Below are 23,631 nucleotides of genomic sequence, written 5' to 3'. Positions count from 1 at the left end.
CGCCTTGCGAGTCGTCGCGGCCTCCAACTCGTCGATGTTCAACTCCGATCAGCAAGCCTCACGCACCAGCAGCGTGGCTGCAGCAATCAACGAACTGGGCGCCGCCGCCCAGGAGATCGCCCAGAACGCCGCCCTCGCCTCGCAGCATTCGAGCGACGCCCGCGCCTTGGCCGAAGACGGTCAGCAAGTGGTGGATAAAACCATTGCTGCCATGCAGCAGCTGTCGGCAAAAATCAGCGATTCGTGCGGCAACATCGAAACCCTGAACAGCAACACGGTAAACATCGGCCAGATTCTGGAAGTGATCACCAGCATCTCGCAGCAAACCAACCTGCTGGCGCTCAACGCGGCCATCGAAGCAGCCCGTGCCGGTGAAGCCGGCCGTGGTTTTGCCGTGGTCGCGGATGAGGTGCGCAACCTCGCCCACCGCACTCAGGATTCGGCGCAGCAAGTGCAGAAGATGATCGAAGAACTGCAAGTCGGCGCCCGGGAAGCGGTCAGCACCATGACCGACAGCCAGCGCCAGAGCGAAAGCAGCGTCGGCATCGCCAACCAGGCGGGCGAACGCCTGGGCAGCGTGACGCAGCGCATCGGTGAGATCGACGGGATGAACCAGTCCGTGGCGACCGCGACCGAGGAGCAAACCGCTGTGGTGGAGTCGATCAACGTCGACATCACCGAGATCAACACGCTGAACCAGGAAGGTGTGGAGAACTTGCAGTCGACCTTGCGTGCGTGTGCTGATCTTGAACAGCAGGCGGCGCGGTTGAAGCAGTTGGTTGGCAGTTTCAGGATCTAAGGCGCTTTCACCAGCCTCATCGCGTGCAAGCCCGCTCCCACAATAATCCTCGGTGGACACAAATTTTGTGTACGACAGAGATCACTGTGGGAGCGGGCTTGCACGCGATGGCGTCATCAGCGACAACGAAAAACTAGAAGCGGGATCCAGGCCCTGAAAGAAACTCAATTTCTTCAGCCGTAGATTCGCGCCCCAACACCGCATTGCGATGGGGAAACCGCCCAAACCGCGCAATGATCTTCTGATGCCGCTCGGCATAATCCAGGTTGTCAGCAAACACCGCCCGATCCGCCTCCGGTTGCTGTTCAACCAGATCAAGAAACCGCGAAACCGCTTCGTTCTGTACTGCCAGATTTTCGCAGTGCTCGAACACCAGATAGATAAACACCCGCTGGATCGGTCGCAGTTGCCGATCGAAATCCGCAGCAATGCCTTGCGCTACCAGTGCCTGAGCCCTGAGGTCGCCTGAAAAGGATTTGGGGGTATCGCGAAAAATCATTCGCGGAAGTTGATCGAGTAGCAGCACCAGGGCCAGCCAACCTTCAGGGTGTTGCACCCATTCGGTCAATCCGCCGGCCAGTGCCTGCTCGACCTGGTCCCCGAAACGCTCGCGCGCTTCGAGGTCCTGGCTGTCGCGCTTGCCGAACCATAACTTGCCCTTGTCAGCCGATATCTCGTTGGGTGATTCGAAAGATCCGAACCACCATTCGAGCAACGGCTGCCAGGGCGCGGTCATGGTTTATTCCTTGTGGTAAGCCGTGACGCGGGCAACTTCTTCTTTCGAACCGAGGAACACCGCAACACGCTGGTGCAGGCCTTCCGGCTGGATGTCGAGGATGCGCTGGTGGCCGTCAGTGGATGCGCCACCCGCTTGTTCAACCAGGAACGACATCGGATTGGCTTCGTACATCAGGCGCAGTTTGCCCGGCTTCGACGGCTCGCGGCTGTCGCGTGGGTACATGAACAGACCGCCGCGGGTCAGGATGCGGTGCACGTCAGCCACCATCGCGGCAACCCAACGCATGTTGTAGTTCTTTTTCAGCGGGCCTTCTTCGCCTGCCAGTAATTCGCCCACGTAGCGCTGTACCGGAGCTTCCCAGTGACGCTGGTTGGATGCGTTGATGGCGAATTCCTGAGTGGTTTCAGGAATGGTGATGTCTTCATGGGTCAGGACGAAGCTGCCCATTTCACGGTCCAGGGTGAAGCCTTTCACGCCGTCGCCCAGGGTCAGCACCAGCATGGTCTGCGGGCCGTAGATGGCATAACCGGCGGCTACCTGCTCGGTGCCTGGCTGCAGGAAAGCCTTTTCGTTCAGAGGTTCGTTCTGGCTCAGGTATTCGTTCGGGCAACGCAGCACCGAGAAGATAGTACCGACCGGTGCGTTGATATCGATGTTCGACGAACCGTCCAGTGGGTCGAATACCAGCAGGTAGGCGCCTTTCGGGTATTTGCCCGGGATCTGGTAGGCATTGTCCATTTCTTCGGACGCCATGCCGGCCAGGTGACCGCCCCACTCGTTGGCTTCAAGCAGGATCTCGTTGGACAGCACGTCGAGTTTCTTCTGCACTTCGCCCTGGACGTTTTCAGTGCCCATGCTGCCCAGGACACCACCCAGGGCGCCTTTGGACACGGCGTGGCTGATTTCCTTGCAGGCACGCGCCACCACTTCGATCAGGAAGCGCAGATCGGCAGGAGTGTTGTTGCTACGGGTCTGCTCAATCAAATAGCGACTCAAGGTAACGCGGGACATGGAAGGCTCCGGTGGAATGGGGGGGCTAAAAACCCGCGCAGTTTAGCGCGAGTCGGGGCGCATTTCCTCCTATCAGACGTGATACACCCAATAGAGTTCATGTGCGGGGTTGAGCGTAGTTCGAAATGGGCATTTTTACCGACCGATAAATCGCTATCGCGAGCAGGCTCGCTCCCACACTGATCGCAATCCTCTGTGGGAGCGAGCCTGCTCGCGATTGGGTGCAAAGCACCCGCTTTCAGGATTTGATGGGGGGCTTGCGCAGCAAGCTGAAGGCCATGCCCCCCAAAACCAGCACACTGAGCAACAGCACCGCCCACAACCCGAATTTCTTCCAGTTTGTGTCCGCCACCGTTGGCACGGTCGCCGCAGGAGTCACCACAACCCCACCCTCCACCGTCGCCTTGCCCAACGCCGCCAGCTTCGCAGCGCTGTAATCCGGAATCAGCGTCGACAATGGCAAGCTCGCCGCCTTCACCGTCGCACTCCCCAGCGCCAGCGTATAAGGCCCGGCCCCGCGCGCCAGGAACACCAGTTGCGTGGAGCGCACGGCAAATCGGACGGTCGGCGCTTCGGCGCCCAGGCCACCGCCGCGCTCATCCACCGTCAGCTTCAATTGCTGCACGGTCTGGCCCGGCAGCTGCAATTCGTTCTGCACCACGTCCTGGCCGTTCTGGGTCAAGCGGTAGAGCAAACCGCTGGTCAACGTTTGCCACGGCAGGCTGGTTTCCCGGCGCCCCGACAACGTCACCGGTGCCAGGCTGTTGGGTTGATTCAGCTCGATCTGCAAACGCTGGACGTTCAATCCCATCGGCAATTGCCAGATGTACTCACCGGCTTTCACGCTGGTGCCAGCCAACGGTTGCGACCAGACCAACGGCAGCGGCAAGGTGCGAGGGTTAGCGCTTTCCAGTTGCGCCGACGTCAGCACTGGCGCCGACTGCGGTGAACTCCACAGCAAGCGCAGGTAGCGCGCCGATTGCCCCGGTAGGCCGACTTCATGTTGCTCGACCCGTTCGTCAGCAAACGTCAGACGCGCCACTTGCCCTTCGCCCCACGACTGCCAATGCTGCAAATCGTCGCTGGCTTCAATGCTGAAACGCTGGAAACCATCGCGATCGCTGGTCCAGTCAAGGATCAATTGCTGTAACGGCGCCTTGATTCGACTGGCATCGAGTAACCAGCCGCGCAGCTCTTCTTCGCCCGCCTCCAGCTGGCTGGACGGTTGCACTTCGATCAACGTGCCGTTGGTGTTCGATTGCACGCGCACACTCGGCGCGCGTTCGGTGGCATCCGCCGAGTTGTACAACGGGAACCACTTCACGTCGTTCAGCGTGCGGTTTTCACGGGTCTGCGCGGGTTCTCGGGCCAAAGCATAAGCCTGAGGCTCACCGGCGGCATTGAACACGCGTAGATCGCTGAGATCGGTTTGCCGCGCTTTCAGTTGCACACCCAAGGGTAATTCCAGGCGATACCACGGCCCCTCGCCACTCACCGACAACGGTACCTGCGTGGCAAAATCCGCCGGTTTTTCCTGCGCGCCGGCCGACAGTGTCACACCCAACACCACAGCCCCCCACCAGCCCAGGTTCAGATTCTGACTCAAGACGACACTCCTTCGGTTTCAGGGGCCGGTTTTTCAACATCCGGCACAGCTTCGGCACGTTTGGGCGGCAACGGAGCGAAATAGCCCACCACCAACAGCAACACGCCAACGCCGATAAACGACACGATCCGCGCCAGCCCGCCGCGGTTACTCAATTCAACGAAGAACAGCTTGGCGACCACCAGCGCGATCAGTGCCGCGCCGATCAGCCAGACTTCGCGGCGATGACGCAGATGCCCACCGATCATCAGACTCAGGGCCATCAGGGTCCAGATGATGGACAGGCCGGCCTGCACCAACATCGACCCAAGCAGCAGATCCAGCGCGTACGGCACACCACCCCAATGGTGAGCCGCGCGCATCACCAGTGCGGTGAAGAAGACGAACAGCGAAACACCGGCAATCACTTGCGTGGCGTTATCGGCGTAATCCTTGCGAATCGCCATTTGCGCCACGGCGCTGCGAGACCAGACGTAAACGCCGAACAAAGCAAACAACAGGCCCAACTCCAGCGGGTTAATCAGCGGCACATACGGCAGTGGTTCGGCGGTACCGTCACTGGCGATGTTCGCCAACCAGAACCAGCCGAGCATCAACAAGGCTAACGGCGCAGCGGCATAGACCCGGTACTCGCGGGGATACTCCGATACCGGCCATGGCCATGCACGCGGTGCAGCCATCAGCACCAGATACAGGCTCGGCAGAATCGCCCAGCCCAACCAGCGCCAGGCGTTGTACTGCTCCGACAACAGCAGCAGACCGTAACGCAGCTCCAGGGCCAGCACTCCGATCAACAGCCAGCAGCCGAGCACATGGGCGGTGCTCAGGGCTGTTGCGGGCAGCGTCGGCGCCAGACGCCGCAGCGAGATGAAATGCACGACGAACACCGCAGTCCAAACCAGCCAGCCGAAGTTGGCGGCCGGGTGATAACGCGAATGCCAGGCTGCGAGCAGCACCAGACCTGCTGCGAGAATCAGCAAGGTGCAGAGCAAGCCCAGCGACGACCACTTCAGGCGCAGTGCCAATACCGTCCACAGCGCGACACTCACGGCGGCGACGACCAGCAACAAGGTGGCTTGCAGATTCAAAGGCGCAAAGCGCAGCACTTCGCTGACCCACGCCAGCGCCCACCAACCCGCGCCCCACACCAGCAACACTTCGGACAAGCGTTGCAGGCTCAACCCATCGAAGGCCGAAGCATGGTTGCCGAGCTGCAGACGCCAGGCCCCGACGAATGCGGCCAGCCCCAGCACCAGCGGTGTCCAGAAACCGCTATGCGCCAGCGGTCGCAACCCTTCGCTGAGCAGCGGGCCAAGCAGATCCGGTCCGGCGAACAGGAACGCAGCGCCACCGATCACCTGCAACAGCAGACCAAAGACAAAACTCACGCGCTGCTTCAGGTACAGGCTCAGCCAGATGATGAACAAACCACTGGCGGCCCACACCGCGCTCGCGGTTTGCCATGGCAACACGAACAGCACCGCGAGGTTGATCAGCACCAGACCGGCCAGCAACACCACTGACAGGCCGCGCAGCAAACGCACGTCACTGCGCACCATTTCGTCGCGGGCCGCCAGCAACATCCCGACGATCAATGCCAACCCGATCAGGGACGCGCTGAGCAAACCGCTCCAACCGGCGCTGAACACCGCAGTCGACTCACCGCCCGCCCCTTGTAGCCGCAACAGGAACAACGCACCGCCGAGCAGCTGCACGGCGAACGCGGTGAACAGGAACGTCCTCGATTGCAGGCGCAGGCCGACGAACAGCGTCGCCAACCCGGCCAGCGCCCAACTGATCGCCGTGCCATGAGTGAAGAAGAACAGCGGTGCCAGCAGATAAAGGAACGTCAGCCCCAGACAGGCCAATACCGGCAGTGCTTGGCGCTCCCACTTTGAGGCCTGTTCGGGCAACGATTTGCGCAATTGGTAGAAGCTGAACAGTAGCGACACGCCGAGCATCAACGCTCCCAATGGGGCGCCATCGAGCAGGCTGCTCTCGCCGATCCGCAGCTCACTGAGAAACGCCAGTGCCGAGCCCAGTTGCAGCAGCAAGGCAAAGGCTCGCGCCAGCGGTCGCTGTTGGCGCAGGCCGAGCCAGAAAATCCCCGCACCTTCCACTGCCCAGGCGGCTGCGGTCCAACGCGCGTCGAGCCCCAAAGGAATCGCCAGGCTGGCGAAGATCACCCCGAGCGCCAGACAGGTTTCCGCCAACAACAATGCTCGACCGCCCATCAGCAACCGGGCCAGCCCCATGTAAATCATGCCCAGCGCCAAGGCGCTGAAGGCCGCGGCAAATTCCAGATGCTCCACCAGCGCGAACTGCAAACCGAAACCCACCAGCGGTGGCGCGAACAACATGGTGCCGTCGACGTAATCGCCCTTGCGCGCGGACCAGTGCAGCAGTGCCTCGCGGCTGTCGTCCTCGGGTGCATCGCTCATTTCCAGCAGCTTGCGCCGGGCGAACAACAGGCCGATGGCCAGGTACATCAGGAAAAACAGGATCAGGAATGGCTCGGTGCTCCACAGCAATTCCGGTGTATAGGAACGCAGCCCCCACGCCAACCCGATGCCGAAGGTGCCGACAAAACCGATCAGGTTGAGCAACCGCCAGGCCTTGAACCACGCGATGGCGAGGATGCCGGCATTGAGCAAGGCGAAGTAGCTGAACAGCGCGACATGGTTGCCGGCGCCGGTGGAGGTCAGGATCGGCGCCGCGAAACCACCCAGGGCGGCTGCGGCGGCCAAGCCCAAGGCGTTTTGGGTAATGGCAAGAATCGCCGAGAACACTGTTACTACCACCAGCAAGCCCAGCGCCGCCGTGGGGTCGAGCAATGGATGCAGACGCATCGCGGCAAATACTGTCAGGTACAACACCGCAATCCCGGTGCCTTGCAGCATCAGCGCGTAATTGCTGTTGCGCAGGCGCAACCACCAGCCCAGCGCGAGCAAGCCCAAGGCCGACGCCGCGACACCGGCGTAACGCAACTCGACCGGCACCACCATGCCTTCGGTGGCGTAGCGCAACAGGAAGGCCAGACCGAGGAACAACAGCACCACGCCGACCCGCAGCACGGTATTGCCGCCGAACAACCAGTTGCGCGCGCCACTGATAGCCCGATCGATGAAGTTCGGGCCGCGCGGCTCAGCCGGTTGCTGTGGTTCGCGGGTGACCGGCTCGGGTTTCCAGAGATCATCGGGCAGCGGACGACTGGCTTCGGTGGCGGCCGCCGTGATGGGTTCGAGTTCGGGCGGCAACTCCCAGATCAGCTCCGGGGCTGCGACAGGGGTTTGCTCAAGAATGATTTCAGTGGATGGAACCGGTTCGCTGACCGCAGGTTCACTGGCTTCAGGTGTTTTGACGCCCGACACTTCCAGCAATGCCAGTCGCTGCTCGACCGCATTCAGCGCAACCTGCGACTGATCGAGCAAGCGCCGCTGCTCGGCGGTTTGAGTACTCAAGCGGCCGATGCGGATTCCCTGGCCGATACCCAGCCCGAGCAAAGCGCCCAACAGCGCATCGCTGAACGACTCGTCAAATAACCAGCCCAGCAGCAGCCCAATCAGCATGAACATCCATTGCATGGTCGATATCCCTAAGCGGCCCATTGCCTTGTGGCGTTTGCACTGACGTCAATCGCGGGCAAGCCTCGCTCCCACAGGTTTTGCACAAGCCGCAAGAACGACATATGACCTGTGGGAGCGAGGCTTGCCCGCGATTGACCGCGCAGCGGTCACCGAAACATCCGGAGAACCTGGCGCTTAGTATATCGGTCCGGCCCAACAACCGTCGGGCCTGACTCGCAATTATTGCTAAAAGTTACTCCAACGCCTTCCAGATATCCGTGGCGTACTCGCGAATGGTCCGGTCGGACGAGAACCAGCCCATCCGTGCGCTGGTCAATACCGCCGAGCGCCACCACTCTTTGGAGTCGTGCCAATGAGCCTCGACGCGCATCTGAGCGTGCCAGTAGGAGTCGAAATCGGCGCAGACCAGGAAGCGGTCGTAGTCCACCAGCGAATCGATCAGTGTGGTGTAGCGGGACGGATCGTCCGGTGAGAACACTCCGCCGCGAATCGCTTGCAGCACGTCGTTGAGTCGATGGGAGGCGGCAATGTCCGGTGCCGCGCTGAATTCATGGTTGAACTTGCGCGCCTCCACTTGCTCGGCGCTCAGGCCGAAGATGAACATGTGTTCGACACCAATGCGCTCGCTCATCTCCACGTTGGCCCCATCCATGGTGCCAATGGTCAGCGCGCCGTTGAGGCCGAACTTCATGTTGCTGGTGCCCGATGCTTCGAAGCCTGCGGTGGAAATCTGCTCCGACAAGTCCGCCGCCGGAATGATGCTTTCGGCCAGGCTGACGTTGTAGTTAGGCAAGAACACCACTTTGAGCAAACCACGCACGGTCGGGTCATTGTTGACCACCCGAGCGATGTCGTTGGTCAGTTTGATGATCAACTTGGCCTGGTGATAACTGGCCGCCGCCTTGCCGGCGAAGATTTTCACCCGCGGCACCCAGTCGATTTCCGGTTCGGCACGAATCGCCTGATACAGCGCGACGGTGTGCAGCAGGTTGAGCAACTGACGTTTGTATTCGTGGATCCGCTTGACCTGCACGTCGAACATCGCCGCCGGGTTGATCGCGATTCCCAACCGTTCATGAATCAGGTACGCCAGGGCTTTTTTACTGTGCAGCCGCTGCTCGGCGAACTGTTTACGGAATGCAGACTTCTCGGCAAACGGTTCCAGCCCTATCAGGCTTTCTTCGGGGTTATCCAGCATATCCGGGCCGAGGGCGTCGACCATCATCGAGGTCAACTCGGGGTTGGCCTGATAGAGCCAGCGGCGGAAGGTAATGCCATTGGTCTTGTTGTTGATCCGCTCCGGATAGAGTTTATGCAACTCGGAAAACACTGTGCTGCGCATCAGCTGCGTATGCAGGCCGGAAACGCCGTTGACGCTATGAGAACCAAGGAATGCCAGGTTACCCATGCGCACGCGTCGACCGTTGTCTTCCTCGATCAACGACACCGCACGCAACACATCGAAATCGTGAACGCCCTTGGCCCGCAATGAGTCGATGTGCTGGGCGTTGATCAAATAAATGATCTGCATGTGCCGTGGCAGCATCCGCTCCATCAAACCGACCGGCCAGGTTTCCAGCGCTTCCGGTAACAATGTGTGGTTGGTGTACGACAGCGTGTCGACGGTGACCTGCCACGCCGCATCCCACGCCACGTCATAAACGTCGACCAACTGACGCATCAACTCGGCCACGGCGATCGAGGGGTGAGTGTCGTTGAGTTGAATGGCCGCGTGATCGCCCAGGGTCAGTACCGAAGTGTGCATGTTGCGATGGCGGCGCAACAAATCCTGCAGGGATGCGGCGACGAAGAAGTACTCCTGGCGCAGGCGCAGTTCCTGGCCGGCATCGGTGCTGTCCGCCGGGTAGAGCACGCGGGAAATACTTTCGGCCCGGGCCACTTCGGCTACCGCGCCCAAGTGGTCGCCAGCGTTAAAGCGCTCCAGGTGCAAATCTTCCATGGCCCGGGCACGCCACAGTCGCAGCGTGTTGACACTCGCGCCGCGCCAACCGACCACCGGGGTGTCATAGGCAATGGCCCGCACGGTTTCCGCTGGGGACCAGACTTGCCTGGATTTGCCGTTTTCATCGGTCACGGTTTCGACACTGCCGCCGAAGCCGATCGGGTAGGCGACCTCCGGCCGTTCGAACTCCCACGGGTTACCGAAATCCAGCCAGTGTTCGGTCTGCTCCTGCTGCCAGCCGTCGACGATGGCCTGGCGGAACAAACCGTGTTCGTAACGAATGCCATAACCATGGCCGGCGATGCCCAGGGTCGACATGCTTTCCATGAAGCACGCCGCCAGACGCCCAAGGCCTCCATTACCCAGCGCCGCATCGGGTTCCAGCAGGCGGATGCGTTCGATGTCGACGCCAAGTTCGGTCATGGCTTCGCGGGCCACATCGAGCAGGCCGAGATTGCTCAAGCTGTCGTAGAGCAAGCGGCCGATAAGGAATTCAAGGGAGAGGTAATAGACCCGTTTCTGGCCTTTGCGGTAGATCTGCCGGGTGTGGTCCATCCAGTGCTCGACCATGTGATCGCGCGCCGCCAGGGCGATGGCTTCGAACCAGTCGTGGTCGAAGGCGTGATCCGGGTCTTTGCCCACCGCGTAGGTAAGCTTGGTCAAGACGGCGTCGCGGAATGCGGCCACCTCTGCTTCGCGAACAAGTGGTTCTTGAGTCATCGATAAGACCTCGAGCGAGCGTGAAGTTGTCTGAGCCTAGTCGGTCTGACAGACCATTGAGACTCTGGTTCGGCAGTTTTCCCTGTTAGTGCGAGATAGATCGACATTACGTTGTCGCGTGCCAGAAACAATGCAGGGGCCGTGCCGGACACAGGGATTATTTTGCGCCAAGCGAAAAAATCTGGCGAAAGGTTGTTCAAAAATCCACCAGTCCCGGTATGATCGCGCGCCCTGATGCACACGCTGGTAACAACCGATGATGAAGTCCAACCTGATCGCCGCCGCGGAGATCGATCGCCTCGATACCTGGGCCAAGTACTCTGCCCCGATGTGCGGTTCCTGCGTGTCCAGCTGCTGCACCTTGCCGGTCGAGGTCAAGATCAAGGATCTGATCCGTATCGGCATCGTCGACGAATTCGAGCGTGGCGATCCGCCGAAGAACATCGCCAAGCGTTTGCAGAAGGAAGGGATCGTCGAGCGCTATAACCAGAAGTCCGAGATCTTCACCCTTCAGCGCATGAGCAACAACGATTGCCTGTACCTGGATCGTAAGAGCCGTCTGTGCACTATTTATGATAAGCGCCCGGACACCTGCCGCAACCACCCGAAGATCGGACCGCGGCCGGGGTATTGCGCGTACAAGCCTAAAGAAGTGGTGCGCGAGAACAATCCGCGGACGCTGGATAAGTTCTGATCCAGAATCCCGCTGTCTGACGGGCCTCATCGCGGGCAAGCCCGCTCCCACAGGGTTCGGCGCCGAACACAGATTATGTAAACACCACAAATCACTGCGGGAGCGGGCTTGCCCGCGATGGGGCCGAACTGACACCGCACAAACCCCAGACAAAAAAAACGCCCCCGACCTTGCGGTCGGGGGCGTTTTTTTAAGCGCTAACTAAGTCGAAACTCAGTTACCAGCTTTCTTGGCAGCGCGGGTACGCTCGCTTTCGCCCAGGATCTTCTTACGAAGACGGATGGACTTAGGAGTGACTTCGCACAATTCGTCTTCTTGAACGAATTCCAGAGCCTGCTCCAGGGTGAAGCGGATAGGCGGAACCAGAGCGATGGTTTCGTCTTTACCCGAAGCACGCATGTTGTCGAGCTTCTTGCCTTTGGTTGGGTTGACGCCCAGGTCGTTGTCGCGGCTGTTGATGCCGACGATTTGACCTTCGTACACGTCTTCACCGTGACCCAGGAACAGTTTGCCGCGAGCTTGCAGGGTTTCCAGCGAGTAAGTCAGAGCCTTACCGGTAGCAACCGAAACCAGCACGCCGTTCTGACGGCCGGACATGTCGCCGGACTTCATCACGTCGTAACGGTCGAAGATCGAGGTCAGGATGCCTGCACCGGAGGTCAGGGTCAGGAACTCGTTACGGAAACCGATCAAGCCACGAGCCGGGATGTTGTACTCAAGGCGCACACGGCCCTTGCCATCCGGAACCATGTTGGTCAGGTCGCCTTTACGGATACCGATCTGTTCCATGATCGAACCTTGCGATTCTTCTGGCAGGTCGATGGTCACGTTTTCGTACGGTTCGTGCTTGACGCCGTCAACCATGCGGATGATCACTTCCGGACGACCAACACCCATTTCGAAGCCTTCGCGACGCATGGTTTCGATCAGTACCGAGAGGTGCAGCTCACCACGGCCGGAGACTTTGAACTTGTCGGCGGTGTCGCCTTCTTCAACGCGCAGAGCAACGTTGTAGAGCAGTTCTTTGTCCAGACGTTCCTTGATGTTACGGCTGGTGACGAACTTGCCTTCTTTACCGCAGAAAGGCGAGTCGTTTACCTGGAAGGTCATGGAAACGGTTGGTTCGTCAACGGTCAGCGGCTTCATCGCTTCGACGTTCAGTGGGTCACACAGAGTGTCGGAGATGAACAGCTGGTCGAAGCCGCTGATGCAGACGATGTCGCCGGCAGCTGCTTCTTCAACGTCGATGCGGTGCAGGCCGTGGTGACCCATCAGCTTCAGGATACGACCGTTACGCTTCTTGCCGTCGGCGTCGATAGCGACAACCGGAGTGTTCGGCTTGATGCGACCACGAGCGATACGGCCAACGCCGATAACACCCAGGAAGCTGTTGTAGTCCAGAGCGGAGATTTGCATCTGGAACGGACCGTCACGGTCGACTTTCGGCGCAGGTACGTTGTCGACGATCGACTGGTACAGCGGGGTCATGTCTTCAGCCATGTCGGTGTGTTCCAGACCGGCAATGCCGTTCAGGGCCGAGGCGTAGACGACTTTGAAGTCCAGCTGTTCTTCGGTAGCACCGAGGTTGTCGAACAGGTCGAAGATCTGGTCCAGAACCCAGTCCGGACGCGCGCCTGGACGGTCAACCTTGTTGATGACCACGATTGGACGCAGGCCGGCTTCGAAAGCCTTCTTGGTCACGAAACGGGTTTGCGGCATAGGGCCGTCTTGAGCGTCAACCAGCAGCAGAACGGAGTCAACCATCGACATTACGCGTTCAACTTCGCCGCCGAAGTCGGCGTGGCCCGGGGTGTCCACGATGTTGATGTGGTAGCCGTTCCAGTTGATGGCGGTGTTTTTCGCCAGAATGGTAATACCGCGCTCTTTCTCCTGGTCGTTGGAGTCCATCACGCGCTCGTCGTTGAGCTCGTTGCGCTCCAGGGTGCCGGATTGACGCAAGAGTTTGTCTACCAGGGTGGTTTTACCATGGTCAACGTGAGCAATGATGGCGATGTTGCGTAGATTTTCGATCACTTGTGTATCTCGATCAGAGGATTCGGTGTGCTGACAGGTCGTGGCAGCGATTAACTTTAGAGTCCGTCAAAGCCGTTACAGCTTGACGGCGGCGTCGGGGGGCCGGTGACGCAGGCCACAGGCAAACAGCCCCGGGCACTTAGCTCGGTCGATAAACGCGCACATTGGCATGCCCCTCACTGAGCAAATGGTGGGCATGCAGGCGACTCATCACGCCTTTGTCGCAATACAACAGGTACTGGCGAGTAGGGTCCAGTTCCTTGAAACGAGCGTTCAATGCATAAAACGGCATCGTCTGCACCTCAATGCCAGCGAGTTCCAGCGGCTCGTCTTCAGCGGCATCCGGGTGACGGATGTCGATGATGATCTGGCCCGCCAGTGCTTCGCTGACTTCTTCGATCTGCAAATCCTGGCCCAATTCGTCGATCACGCGATCGATCGGCACCAGTTTGGCGTTCTCGAGCGCACGCTCAAGTACTGCCATGTCGAATTCTTTCTCTTCATGCTCCACGCGCGGACGCTTGGCGTGGGTCTTTGGGTTCACCGAGATGACCCCGCAGTATTCCGGCATGTGCTTGGCGAAATCGGCAGTACCGATTTCGTTGGCCAGATCGATGATGTCCTGCTTGTGACTGGCGATCAGCGGTCGCAAGACCAGCTTGTCAGTCACGCAGTCGATCACGGACAGGTTCGGCAACGTCTGGCTCGACACCTGGGAAATCGCTTCGCCGGTGACCAGCGCTTCGATCTCCAGCCGATCGGCAATACGGGAAGCAGCGCGCAACATCATACGCTTCAAAACTACACCCATATGACTGTTATCGACTTTCCCGAGAATTTCTCCCAGTACTTCCTCGAACGGCACACTGACAAATAACACGCGTTGGGAGCTGCCGTACTTCTTCCAGATGAAGTGCGCGACTTCCATGACGCCCAGTTCGTGGGCACGTCCGCCCAGATTGAAGAAGCAGAAATGGCTCATCAGCCCGCGGCGCATGATCTGGTAGGCGGCGACGGTGGAATCGAAGCCACCGGACATCAATACAAGCGTCTGTTCCAGGGCACCCAGCGGATAACCGCCGATGCTGTTGTGCTGGCTGTGGATCACGAACAACCGTTTGTCGCGAATTTCGATGCGAACTTCGATTTCCGGCTCTTTGAGCGAGATTCCAGCGGCGCCGCACTGACGACGCAGTTGGCTGCCGACATATTTCTCGACGTCCATGGAGCTGAATTCGTGCTTGCCGGCACGCTTGCAGCGCACCGAAAAGATCTTCCCGGCCAGGGCGTCACCGAAATGCTGCTTGCACTTGGCGACGATGTCGTCGAAGTCGCCCAACGGGTATTCATCGACCTGCAGGAAATGCGCGATACCCGGCATGCAGCTCAGGCGCTCGGTCATCTCCTTCAGGGCTTTCGGCTCGCTGACGCGGGTTTCCAGCTCGAGATTGTCCCACACACCGTTCACCACCACAGCCGGGTCCAGATCGCGGAGCACGGTACGGATGTTTTTGGCCAACTGGCGGATGAAACGCATCCGTACCGGGCGGCTCTTGATGGTGATCTCGGGGAAGACTTTTACGATTAGTTTCATGAAAACAGCGCGCGCTGGGCCAGCCGAAAAAGGGGGGCGCGGATTATAGCGGAAATTGCTCAAGGTTTAACCAGTTAATGTGCAGAAGGTTTTGCGCGCACCAAAACAGGTCATTTATGGAATTCGACGCTACATTACAGGGCGAGGTTTGGCGCTTTTCGAGGCTTTGCACCTTTATAAGCGTGATATTGGGGCAAAAAACCCATGGTGGGGCACTGGCATGCAATTTGCTCCCTTGTGAGGCAGGTTGCCATGGCAGAGTATTCGCGCCGGCATCACCCACATTCTAAGGGCATCCACTACTAAGCCCGAAGCCACCCGGAGGACACTATGTCGAAGTCGGTTCAACTCATCAAAGATCATGACGTCAAGTGGATTGATCTGCGCTTCACGGACACCAAAGGCACTCAGCACCACGTGACCATGCCGGCTCGCGATGGGCTGGATGAAGCTTTCTTCGAAGAAGGCAAAATGTTCGACGGTTCCTCCATCGCTGGCTGGAAAGGCATCGAAGCTTCCGACATGATCCTGATGCCGGACGACAGCACTGCCGTTCTCGACCCGTTCACCGAAGAGCCGACCCTGATCCTGGTTTGCGACGTGATCGAGCCTTCGACCATGCAAGGCTACGACCGTGACCCACGTGCGATCGCCAAGCGTGCCGAGGAATACCTGAAGTCGACCGGTATCGGCGACACCGTATTCGTGGGTCCAGAGCCTGAATTCTTCATCTTCGACGAAGTGAAGTTCAAGTCCGACATCTCCGGCTCGATGTTCAAAATCTTCTCCGAACAAGGTTCGTGGATGTCCGACCAGGACGTGGAAGGCGGCAACAAAGGCCACCGTCCAGGCGTCAAAGGCGGCTACTTCCCTGTTCCGCCGTTCGACCACGACCACGAAATCCGTACCTCCATGTGCAACGCCATGGAAGAAATGGGCCTGGTCATCGAAGTTCACCACCACGAAGTGGCGACTGCCGGTCAGAACGAAATCGGCGTGAAGTTCAACACCCTGGTTGCCAAGGCTGACGAAGTTCAAACCCTGAAGTACTGCGTACACAACGTTGCTGACGCATACGGCCGCACCGCGACCTTCATGCCTAAGCCTCTGTACGGCGACAACGGTTCGGGTATGCACGTTCACCTGTCCATCGCCAAAGATGGCAAGAACACCTTCGCTGGCGAAGGCTATGCCGGCCTGTCCGATACCGCTCTGTACTTCATCGGCGGCATCATCAAGCACGGTAAGGCTCTGAACGGCTTCACCAACCCGTCGACCAACTCCTACAAGCGTCTGGTCCCAGGTTTCGAAGCTCCAGTGATGCTGGCCTACTCGGCTCGTAACCGTTCGGCTTCGATCCGTATTCCTTACGTGTCCAGCCCTCGCGCTCGCCGTATCGAAGCTCGCTTCCCGGATCCAGCAGCTAACCCGTACCTGGGCTTCGCTGCACTGTTGATGGCTGGCCTGGACGGCATCCAGAACAAGATCCACCCTGGCGACGCAGCTGACAAAAACCTGTACGACCTGCCGCCTGAAGAGGCGAAAGAGATCCCACAAGTTTGCGGCAGCCTGAAGGAAGCCCTGGAAGAGCTGGACAAAGGTCGTGCGTTCCTGACCAAAGGCGGCGTTTTCAGCGACGACTTCATCGACGCTTACATCGCCCTGAAAAGCGAAGAAGAAATCAAGGTTCGTACCTTCGTACACCCACTGGAATATGAGCTGTACTACAGCTGCTGATCCGGTAGCGCCGCGCTACGCGGCGTGACAAAAGAGAGGCCTCCTTCGGGAGGCCTTTTTTATGGGCGACCGTCTGTCATCGGATGCCCGGTTGCGTGCATCATGGCCTTCATCCGACAAAGCCGAGATGCCCAATGCGCCTACGCCCATGCCTTGCCCTGCTCACCACCCTGCTGGTCAACAGCGCTTTTGCCAGCCCAGCCCCCGCCGCCCTCGCCCCCTTGCTTGGCACCATCGAAGAACGCCTGGCAATTGCCGATCAGGTCGCGCTGAGCAAATGGGACAGCGGTAAACCAGTCGAAGACCGTCAGCGCGAGCGCGAAGTCATTGCCGGCGCCGTCGCCCTGGCACCTGCCTATAAATTGAGCAATGAAGCCGTCGAACAGTTCTTCTCGGCGCAGATCGAGGCCAACAAACTGGTGCAATACGCGCACCTGTCTGACTGGCATGCGCAAGGCAAGGCGCCCAACGATCCCCGCCCCGATCTCGTCGGGCAGATCCGCCCACAACTTGATCAGTTACAAAAACGCCTGCTGCAACAACTGGCCGATTTCAGCCCTTATCGCAACGACCCGCAGTGCCCGTCCTGGCTGGCCAAGGCCAATAAAACCGGCACCCACGCGCCATTGCGTAAGCTTGCCCAGATACGCGCCACCGCGGAGTTGTGCAGCGCCAGCCGCTGAGCCGGTCTGCCGGCGTGCGCTGAAGTGCTCTATGCTGTCGCCATGAACGGAACAGGGCCGGACACTTGCCCAACGGCCAATGGAAGCCTGCAATGCGCTCATTGTTGTTATGCCTGCTTGTGCTGATCGCCCTGCCCGCCGCCGCGCAGATCTACAAGTACACCGACGCAAACGGCAACACCGCGTACAGCAATCAACCGCCTTATGGCGTAAAAGCTCAACCCGTGGAGTTGCCGCCGCTTAACAGCGTCGAGCTTCAACCGCCACGCGAGCCAGTAGCGCCTGCGCAATCCAGTAGCCGTGAACAGCCCAACAGCGCCTACCAGGTGCTGGAACTGACTGGTTTGCCCACTGAAGAAGCACTGCGCGCCAACAACGGCACGTTCACGGTTAGCGTATTGATCCAACCGCGCTTGCAAGGCGCTCATCGATTGAGGCTGTTACTGGACGATCAACCCTACGGCCAACCGAGCAACGTCCCGATTCTGCAACTGGTGAACATCGACCGTGGCGAACACCGCCTCGCGGTTCAGGTGATCGATGGGCAAAACGTCGTGCAGCAGAGCCCTACCGTGACTCTCACCGTACAACGGGTGCATAAGCCTTGAGGTTCTGGCTGCTGGTCGCATGGCTGATCAGCCTGCCGGTAATGGCCGAGGTTTTTACCTACATAGACGCCCAGGGCAATCGGGTCTTCACCGATCAGCCGGGCACCCGTAATGCCAAGCGTGTACCACTGGCGACCAGCAATCGAATGTCGGCCAAGCCGAGCGGCGCCGCGCCAATGACGGCCACGAAAGCCAAACCACTGTTTCATTACGACATGCTTCGTGTGCTGGTGCCGGAGCCGGATGCCACGATCCGTAGCACTGCCGGTGAATTGATCGTCAGCATTACCAGCGAACCCGGCTTGCAACAGGGTCATCGCTATCGTCTGCTGCTGGACGGCCAACCCACCGCCGAGCCCGGCCCGAGCCCGGTGTTCGCCCTGAGCAACATCGACCGCGGCAGTCATCACCTGTCGGTGGAAATCCTCGACGAACAGGGCCGCACCGTCGAACGCACAGCCAATCAACCGTTCCACATGCAGCGCATTTCCCTCGCGCAGAAACGTCAGGTCAAACCCTGCGTCCTCACCGACTACGGCCAACGGCCGGAATGCCCCCTCAAAGACAAACCCGAAGAAGAAAGCTCCTTCTGGCGCTGATGCCGGTCAGTTAAGCGAACACGCGTCAGACACAAGACCTGTGGCGAGGGGGCTTGCCCCCGTTGGACTGCGAAGCAGTCCTGAAACCTGCAACCTCGTTCTGCCAGGCACACCGCATGCACCGGATTTGCGACTGCTTCGCAGCCGAGCGGGGGCAAGCCCCCTCGCCACAGGTTCTGCACTTGGCGCACAGACTGGAATTACCTCCCGAGCTTCTTTTACTTCGTTCAGGTTTGCGCACTATATTGGTGCAATAGAGTGCACAGTACTCACATCACAACCCATTTTGGTTCGAAAGTACCCGCGAAAGCTGGCAGAACGCCACGCAAATGAGCGTCAAACGCCTGTTTCAGGCTCTAAACGCTTCTTTTCGGAGCCTTGGTTTGGTTTTTGCATTTTCCCCGTATCGGCGCGTTATTCATGCGCATGCCCTGCTCCAAAAGAGGTCCTGATGACCATTAGCGACGCACTACACCGCTTGCTACTCGACAACCTGACCACCGCCACCATTCTGCTCGACGCCGAACTGCGCCTTGAGTACATGAACCCTGCGGCGGAAATGCTGCTGGCCATCAGCGGCCAGCGTAGCCATGGGCAATTCATCAGTGAGTTGTTCACCGAATCCACCGAGGCGCTGAATTCCCTGCGTCAGGCAGTCGAACAGGCGCACCCGTTCACCAAGCGCGAAGCGATGCTCACCGCCCTCACCGGCCAGACCCTGACCGTCGACTACGCCGTGACACCGATCCTGAGCAATGGCGCCACACTGCTGTTGCTGGAGGTTCACCCGCGTGACCGCTTGCTGCGGATCACCAAGGAAGAGGCGCAGCTGTCGAAGCAGGAGACCAGCAAGATGCTGGTACGCGGCCTCGCCCACGAAATCAAAAACCCTCTCGGCGGGATTCGCGGCGCGGCGCAGTTACTCGCCCGTGAATTGCCGGAAGAAAGCCTGCGCGATTACACCAACGTCATCATTGAAGAAGCCGATCGCCTGCGCAATCTGGTGGATCGCATGCTCGGCTCCAACAAATTGCCGTCATTGGCCATGTGCAACGTCCATGAAGTGCTGGAGCGCGTGGGTCAGTTGGTGGAGGCCGAGAGTCAGGGCTGCATCACTTTGGTGCGCGACTACGACCCAAGCATTCCGGATGTGTTGATTGATCGCGAACAGATGATTCAGGCCGTCCTGAACATCGTGCGCAACGCGATGCAGGCCATCAGCAGCCAGAACGAACTGCGCCTTGGCCGCATCAGCTTGCGTACCCGCGCCATGCGCCAGTTCACCATCGGCCACGTGCGCCATCGCCTGGTGACCAAGATCGAAATCATCGACAACGGCCCGGGGATCCCCGCAGAGCTACAAGAAACCATCTTCTTCCCTATGGTCAGCGGCCGCCCGGACGGTACCGGGCTGGGCCTGGCCATTACCCAGAACATCATCAGCCAGCACCAGGGCCTGATCGAATGTGACAGCCATCCAGGCCACACCACGTTCTCGATCTTTCTGCCACTGGAACAAGGAGCCACATCGACATGAGCCGTAGTGAAACCGTGTGGATCGTCGATGACGACCGTTCTATCCGTTGGGTCCTGGAAAAAGCCTTGCAGCAGGAAGGCATGACCACGCAAAGCTTCGACAGCGCCGATGGCGTGATGAGCCGCCTGGCGCGCCAGCAGCCGGACGTGATCATCTCCGACATCCGCATGCCGGGTGCCAGCGGTCTGGACCTTCTGGCGCGGATTCGCGAACAACACCCACGGCTGCCAGTGATCATCATGACCGCGCACTCCGACCTGGACAGCGCTGTCGCGTCCTATCAGGGTGGCGCGTTCGAATACCTGCCCAAGCCGTTCGATGTCGATGAAGCGGTTTCACTGGTCAAGCGCGCCAACCAGCACGCTCAGGAACAACAAGGCCTGGAAGTCCCGGTCGCCCTGACCCGTACGCCAGAAATCATCGGCGAAGCGCCGGCGATGCAGGAAGTGTTTCGCGCCATCGGGCGCTTGAGCCACTCCAACATCACCGTGTTGATCAATGGCGAATCCGGTACCGGTAAAGAATTGGTGGCCCACGCCCTGCACCGTCACAGCCCACGGGCGGCCTCGCCGTTCATTGCGCTGAACATGGCGGCGATCCCCAAGGATCTGATGGAGTCCGAACTGTTCGGCCATGAAAAAGGCGCATTCACCGGCGCGGCCAACCTGCGTCGCGGGCGTTTTGAGCAGGCGGACGGCGGCACACTGTTCCTCGATGAAATCGGCGACATGCCGGCGGATACCCAGACGCGCTTGCTGCGAGTATTGGCGGACGGTGAGTTCTACCGCGTCGGCGGTCATGTGCCGGTGAAGGTCGATGTGCGAATCATTGCCGCGACTCACCAGAATCTGGAAACCCTGGTGCATGCCGGAAAATTCCGTGAGGACTTGTTCCACCGCCTCAACGTAATCCGCATCCACATTCCACGGCTGTCGGACCGTCGCGAAGACATCCCGACCCTGGCCAAGCACTTCCTCAGCCGCGCCGCGCAAGAACTGGCGGTGGAACCGAAGCTGCTGAAAAGCGAAACCGAGGAATACCTGAAGAACCTGCCGTGGCCAGGCAACGTGCGTCAGCTGGAAAACACCTGCCGCTGGATCACTGTGATGGCTTCGGGTCGCGAAGTGCACATCAGCGATCTGCCGCCAGAGCTGCTGAGCCTGCCGCAGGATTCGGCGCCGGTGACCAACTGGGAGCAAGCGTTGCGTCAGTGGGCTGATCAGGCGCTGGCTCGCGGTCAGTCGAGCCTGCTCGACAGTGCCGTGCCGGCTTTCGAGCGGATCATGATCGAGACCGCCCTCAAACACACCGCCGGCCGCCGCCGCGATGCTGCCGTTTTGCTGGGTTGGGGCCGCAATACCTTGACGCGCAAGATCAAGGAATTGGGGATGAAGGTTGATGGTGGGGATGATGATGAGGGGGATGAGGGTTAAACACCCTTTAGCTCTTCGTTGACCGCAAGATCCAATCGCGGGCAAGCCCGCTCCCACAGGATTTGTGCCAAGCCCGTCTTTTTGTGGCTGACATCAAATCCATGTGGGAGCGGGCTTGCCCGCGAAGAGGCCATCACATTCAACATTGATGTTGAATGACACTCCGCTTTCGCGAGCAAGCCCGCTCCCACATTTTGGGCTCAATGCACCGCACCAATGCACCATGACCCGCAATCGCGCACGACAACCGATCCAAAATCCCGCCTCTACTTGCAAGAAAACCCATATCGCAGAAACACAAAAGCCCCGAATTACGGGGCTCTCAGCGCTGCTCAGCGGCTTTCTGTTTCAACTTGTTAAAAACTGGCACGCCCCCTGCAGTAGTCCAATCAGTGATTCGATTCACTACCCAGTTTCGGGGACCTTGGTACAGGCAGGCCGGGGATTCCCCTCTTTACACCGGGCTCATACCGCAATTGCGACGAGCCCATCCCGTTTTGGGGTCCTTGGTACAGGCAGGCCGGGGATTCCCTCTTTACACCGGGCTCACGCCGCAATGCGCGAGCCCTCCCGTTTTGGGGACCTTGGTACAGGCAGGCCGGGGATTCCCTCTTTACACCGGGCTCACGCCGCGATGCGCGAGCCCTCCTGTTTTGGGGACCTTGGTACAGGCAGGCCGGGGATTCCCTCTTTTATTGCTCTCGGAGATGGATCTCCAGCCGCCAGCGGTCATCGACCTCGCTACCGGCCCACTCGCCCTGCAGCGGCCGGGCCGCCACCACCGTCAGCAACAATCCCCCGTCACTCAATCGCGTTCGCCAGTTCACGTCTCTGCCGTTGAGCTTGAGCTGACCTTTCTGTGCCTTCCCTTCAGCCTCGAACAACAGCGCCACGCTGCCGTCGACTATCTCGCCGTGGGTTTTGGGTTCGTTGTTGAACCACACCACCAGCCCATCGTCCGTCACCTCGACCTGCTGCAAAACGCTGGGGTCGGGCGCGGTCAGGCGACCGATCATCAGGCCCACCATCATCCCGACAATCGCCAGCGAAGCCATCACTCGCGGGAATAGTTTCGAACGAGGGTCCTTTGGCGGCGTAGAATGCCCGTCATCTTTACCTTCGGAGCCGTGCATGTTTCACGTCATCCTTTTCCAACCAGAAATTCCGCCGAATACCGGCAACGTTATCAGGCTGTGCGCCAACAGTGGCTGCCACCTGCATTTGATCGAACCGCTGGGCTTCGAGATGGACGACAAGCGTCTGCGCCGGGCCGGCCTCGATTACCACGAGTATGCCACCCTGCAACGCCACGCAGACCTCGCCAGCTGCCTGGAAAGCCTCGGTCATCCACGGCTGTTCGCCTTTACCACCAAGGGCTCGCGGCCATTTCACGACGCCAGCTTCGCCGAGGGCGATGCCTTCCTGTTCGGCCCGGAAAGCCGCGGCTTGCCGGCCGAGGTGCTCGACGCTCTGCCCGGCGAACAACGCCTGCGGTTGCCGATGCGCGAAGGCTGCCGCAGCCTGAACCTCTCCAACACCGTGGCCGTCGCGGTGTATGAAGGCTGGCGCCAGCTCGGGTTCAAGTAAGGGACACGCCCCCGTAGGAGCTGCCGAAGGCTGCGATCTTTTGATCTTAAAAATCAAAATCAAAAGATCGCAGCCTTCGGCAGCTCCTACTCGAAGGTTTCGTTTGCTCCACGAAAAAAGCGCCTTCAACGGCGCTTTTTTCATGGAGCAAACGAAGCTTCTTTTTACTGAACGGTTGGAGTCTCGCCAGCCGCCTGCATACGTTGCAGCTCTTGTGCGTACAGCGCGTCGAAGTTCACCGGGGCCAGCATCAGGGCCGGGAAGGAACCGCGGGTCACCAGGCTGTCCAGGGTTTCGCGAGCGTACGGGAACAGGATGTTCGGGCAGAACGCGCCCAGGGTGTGGCTCATCGAAGCATCGTCCAGGTTCTTGATCAGGAAGATCCCGGCCTGTTGCACTTCAGCAATGAACGCCACTTCCTCACCGTTTTTCACGGTGACCGACAGGGTCAGCACGACTTCGTGGAAGTCGCCTTCCAGAGCCTTCTGACGGGTGTTCAGATCCAGACCAACGCTTGGCTCCCACTGCTGGCGAAAGATCGCCGGGCTTTTCGGGGCTTCGAAGGACAAGTCACGTACGTAGATGCGCTGCAAGGAGAATTGCGGTGCGGTTTCTTCTTCGCTAGCTGCAGTGTTCTGTTGGTCAGTCATCTCAGATCCTTTCTGATCTCGGGTCTTGTAGGGTTGGCTATTTCAAGTAA

Annotated in this window: 17 protein-coding genes; 9 read left to right on the top strand and 8 right to left on the bottom strand. The window is 59.5% G+C overall.

Annotated elements, in window-relative coordinates; translation table 11 throughout:
• Positions 1–34 precede the first annotated feature (34 nt).
• Entirely contained in the window at positions 35–799 is a 765-nt protein-coding gene (locus KGB18_RS29940; RefSeq protein WP_370694726.1) for a methyl-accepting chemotaxis protein, read from the top strand.
• A 133-nt stretch (positions 800–932) separates the two neighbouring features.
• Here KGB18_RS29940 and KGB18_RS05410 read toward each other — a convergent pair whose 3' ends face one another.
• The 5 genes from KGB18_RS05410 to KGB18_RS05390 form a co-directional block, all read right to left on the bottom strand.
• Positions 933–1,535: a DUF924 family protein gene (locus tag KGB18_RS05410; protein WP_223569499.1), complete on the bottom strand. Its 603-nt coding sequence runs from the start codon at positions 1,533–1,535 to the stop codon at positions 933–935.
• A 3-nt stretch (positions 1,536–1,538) separates the two neighbouring features.
• Positions 1,539–2,549 (bottom strand): class 1 fructose-bisphosphatase, encoded by a 1,011-nt coding sequence (locus tag KGB18_RS05405; protein WP_123721615.1) that lies wholly within the window; start codon positions 2,547–2,549, stop codon positions 1,539–1,541.
• 238 nt (positions 2,550–2,787) lie between these two features.
• The gene (locus KGB18_RS05400) at positions 2,788–4,155 is read right to left on the bottom strand and encodes a DUF3999 domain-containing protein (protein WP_123721616.1); all 1,368 of its coding nucleotides are present in this window, start codon (positions 4,153–4,155) and stop codon (positions 2,788–2,790) included.
• Positions 4,152–7,739 (bottom strand): DUF2339 domain-containing protein, encoded by a 3,588-nt coding sequence (locus KGB18_RS05395; protein ID WP_223569498.1) that lies wholly within the window; start codon positions 7,737–7,739, stop codon positions 4,152–4,154. Before KGB18_RS05395 ends, KGB18_RS05400 begins: the two co-directional genes overlap by 4 nt.
• A 235-nt stretch (positions 7,740–7,974) precedes the next feature.
• Entirely contained in the window at positions 7,975–10,425 is a 2,451-nt protein-coding gene (locus KGB18_RS05390) for a glycogen/starch/alpha-glucan phosphorylase (RefSeq protein WP_223569497.1), read from the bottom strand.
• Positions 10,426–10,681: 256 nt separating this feature from the next.
• Here KGB18_RS05390 and KGB18_RS05385 point away from each other — a divergent pair, with 256 nt between their 5' ends.
• The gene (locus KGB18_RS05385; protein WP_123721619.1) at positions 10,682–11,119 is read left to right on the top strand and encodes a YkgJ family cysteine cluster protein; all 438 of its coding nucleotides are present in this window, start codon (positions 10,682–10,684) and stop codon (positions 11,117–11,119) included.
• 213 nt (positions 11,120–11,332) lie between these two features.
• Here KGB18_RS05385 and typA read toward each other — a convergent pair whose 3' ends face one another.
• Both typA and thiI read right to left on the bottom strand, forming a co-directional pair.
• The gene (gene typA / locus KGB18_RS05380; RefSeq protein ID WP_007907857.1) at positions 11,333–13,153 is read right to left on the bottom strand and encodes a translational GTPase TypA; all 1,821 of its coding nucleotides are present in this window, start codon (positions 13,151–13,153) and stop codon (positions 11,333–11,335) included.
• A gap of 139 nt (positions 13,154–13,292) precedes the next feature.
• Complete coding sequence (gene thiI / locus KGB18_RS05375) at positions 13,293–14,747, bottom strand: tRNA uracil 4-sulfurtransferase ThiI (protein WP_008005335.1); 1,455 nt, start codon at positions 14,745–14,747, stop codon at positions 13,293–13,295.
• Between the two features lie 330 nt (positions 14,748–15,077).
• Here thiI and glnA point away from each other — a divergent pair, with 330 nt between their 5' ends.
• The 7 genes from glnA to KGB18_RS05335 all read left to right on the top strand — a co-directional run bounded on the left by glnA (position 15,078) and on the right by KGB18_RS05335 (position 22,931).
• The gene (gene glnA / locus KGB18_RS05370; protein WP_007907861.1) at positions 15,078–16,484 is read left to right on the top strand and encodes a glutamate--ammonia ligase; all 1,407 of its coding nucleotides are present in this window, start codon (positions 15,078–15,080) and stop codon (positions 16,482–16,484) included.
• 134 nt (positions 16,485–16,618) lie between these two features.
• On the top strand, positions 16,619–17,167 hold the full coding sequence (locus KGB18_RS05365) for a chorismate mutase (RefSeq protein WP_123721620.1): 549 nt from the start codon (positions 16,619–16,621) through the stop codon (positions 17,165–17,167).
• A 92-nt stretch (positions 17,168–17,259) separates the two neighbouring features.
• Positions 17,260–17,775: a DUF4124 domain-containing protein gene (locus tag KGB18_RS05360; RefSeq protein ID WP_223569496.1), complete on the top strand. Its 516-nt coding sequence runs from the start codon at positions 17,260–17,262 to the stop codon at positions 17,773–17,775.
• On the top strand, positions 17,772–18,374 hold the full coding sequence (locus tag KGB18_RS05355; RefSeq protein WP_263292191.1) for a DUF4124 domain-containing protein: 603 nt from the start codon (positions 17,772–17,774) through the stop codon (positions 18,372–18,374). The genes KGB18_RS05360 and KGB18_RS05355 overlap by 4 nt, the downstream gene beginning before the upstream one ends.
• Before the next feature lie 451 nt (positions 18,375–18,825).
• Positions 18,826–19,911, top strand: coding sequence for a nitrogen regulation protein NR(II) (gene glnL / locus KGB18_RS05350; RefSeq protein ID WP_038978561.1), 1,086 nt, complete (start codon positions 18,826–18,828; stop codon positions 19,909–19,911).
• Positions 19,908–21,344, top strand: coding sequence for a nitrogen regulation protein NR(I) (gene ntrC / locus KGB18_RS05345; RefSeq protein WP_007897405.1), 1,437 nt, complete (start codon positions 19,908–19,910; stop codon positions 21,342–21,344). Before glnL ends, ntrC begins: the two co-directional genes overlap by 4 nt.
• A 1,131-nt stretch (positions 21,345–22,475) precedes the next feature.
• Positions 22,476–22,931 (top strand): tRNA (cytidine(34)-2'-O)-methyltransferase, encoded by a 456-nt coding sequence (locus KGB18_RS05335; protein ID WP_007949025.1) that lies wholly within the window; start codon positions 22,476–22,478, stop codon positions 22,929–22,931.
• Positions 22,932–23,095: 164 nt separating this feature from the next.
• Here KGB18_RS05335 and secB read toward each other — a convergent pair whose 3' ends face one another.
• Positions 23,096–23,581 (bottom strand): protein-export chaperone SecB, encoded by a 486-nt coding sequence (gene secB / locus KGB18_RS05330; protein ID WP_007897410.1) that lies wholly within the window; start codon positions 23,579–23,581, stop codon positions 23,096–23,098.
• Positions 23,582–23,631 lie beyond the last annotated feature (50 nt).

Origin of the sequence: Pseudomonas sp. BF-R-26, assembly GCF_019947395.1 — a bacterium.
GTDB classification, from domain to species: domain Bacteria; phylum Pseudomonadota; class Gammaproteobacteria; order Pseudomonadales; family Pseudomonadaceae; genus Aquipseudomonas; species Aquipseudomonas farris.
The sequence above is the reverse complement of the archived record's forward strand: the minus strand, read 5'-3'. Positions and strand labels throughout refer to the sequence as shown.

Coding starts and splice junctions, on each gene's coding strand:
- ntrC (WP_007897405.1), top strand. CDS start 19,908: ATGAGCCGTAGTGAAACCGTGTGGATCGTCGATGACGACCGTTCTATC.
- KGB18_RS05410 (WP_223569499.1), bottom strand. CDS start 1,535: ATGACCGCGCCCTGGCAGCCGTTGCTCGAATGGTGGTTCGGATCTTTC.
- thiI (WP_008005335.1), bottom strand. CDS start 14,747: ATGAAACTAATCGTAAAAGTCTTCCCCGAGATCACCATCAAGAGCCGC.
- KGB18_RS05390 (WP_223569497.1), bottom strand. CDS start 10,425: ATGACTCAAGAACCACTTGTTCGCGAAGCAGAGGTGGCCGCATTCCGC.
- KGB18_RS05360 (WP_223569496.1), top strand. CDS start 17,260: ATGCGCTCATTGTTGTTATGCCTGCTTGTGCTGATCGCCCTGCCCGCC.
- KGB18_RS05405 (WP_123721615.1), bottom strand. CDS start 2,549: ATGTCCCGCGTTACCTTGAGTCGCTATTTGATTGAGCAGACCCGTAGC.
- glnL (WP_038978561.1), top strand. CDS start 18,826: ATGACCATTAGCGACGCACTACACCGCTTGCTACTCGACAACCTGACC.
- KGB18_RS05395 (WP_223569498.1), bottom strand. CDS start 7,739: ATGCAATGGATGTTCATGCTGATTGGGCTGCTGCTGGGCTGGTTATTT.
- glnA (WP_007907861.1), top strand. CDS start 15,078: ATGTCGAAGTCGGTTCAACTCATCAAAGATCATGACGTCAAGTGGATT.
- KGB18_RS05365 (WP_123721620.1), top strand. CDS start 16,619: ATGCGCCTACGCCCATGCCTTGCCCTGCTCACCACCCTGCTGGTCAAC.
- KGB18_RS29940 (WP_370694726.1), top strand. CDS start 35: ATGTTCAACTCCGATCAGCAAGCCTCACGCACCAGCAGCGTGGCTGCA.
- secB (WP_007897410.1), bottom strand. CDS start 23,581: ATGACTGACCAACAGAACACTGCAGCTAGCGAAGAAGAAACCGCACCG.
- KGB18_RS05335 (WP_007949025.1), top strand. CDS start 22,476: ATGTTTCACGTCATCCTTTTCCAACCAGAAATTCCGCCGAATACCGGC.
- KGB18_RS05385 (WP_123721619.1), top strand. CDS start 10,682: ATGATGAAGTCCAACCTGATCGCCGCCGCGGAGATCGATCGCCTCGAT.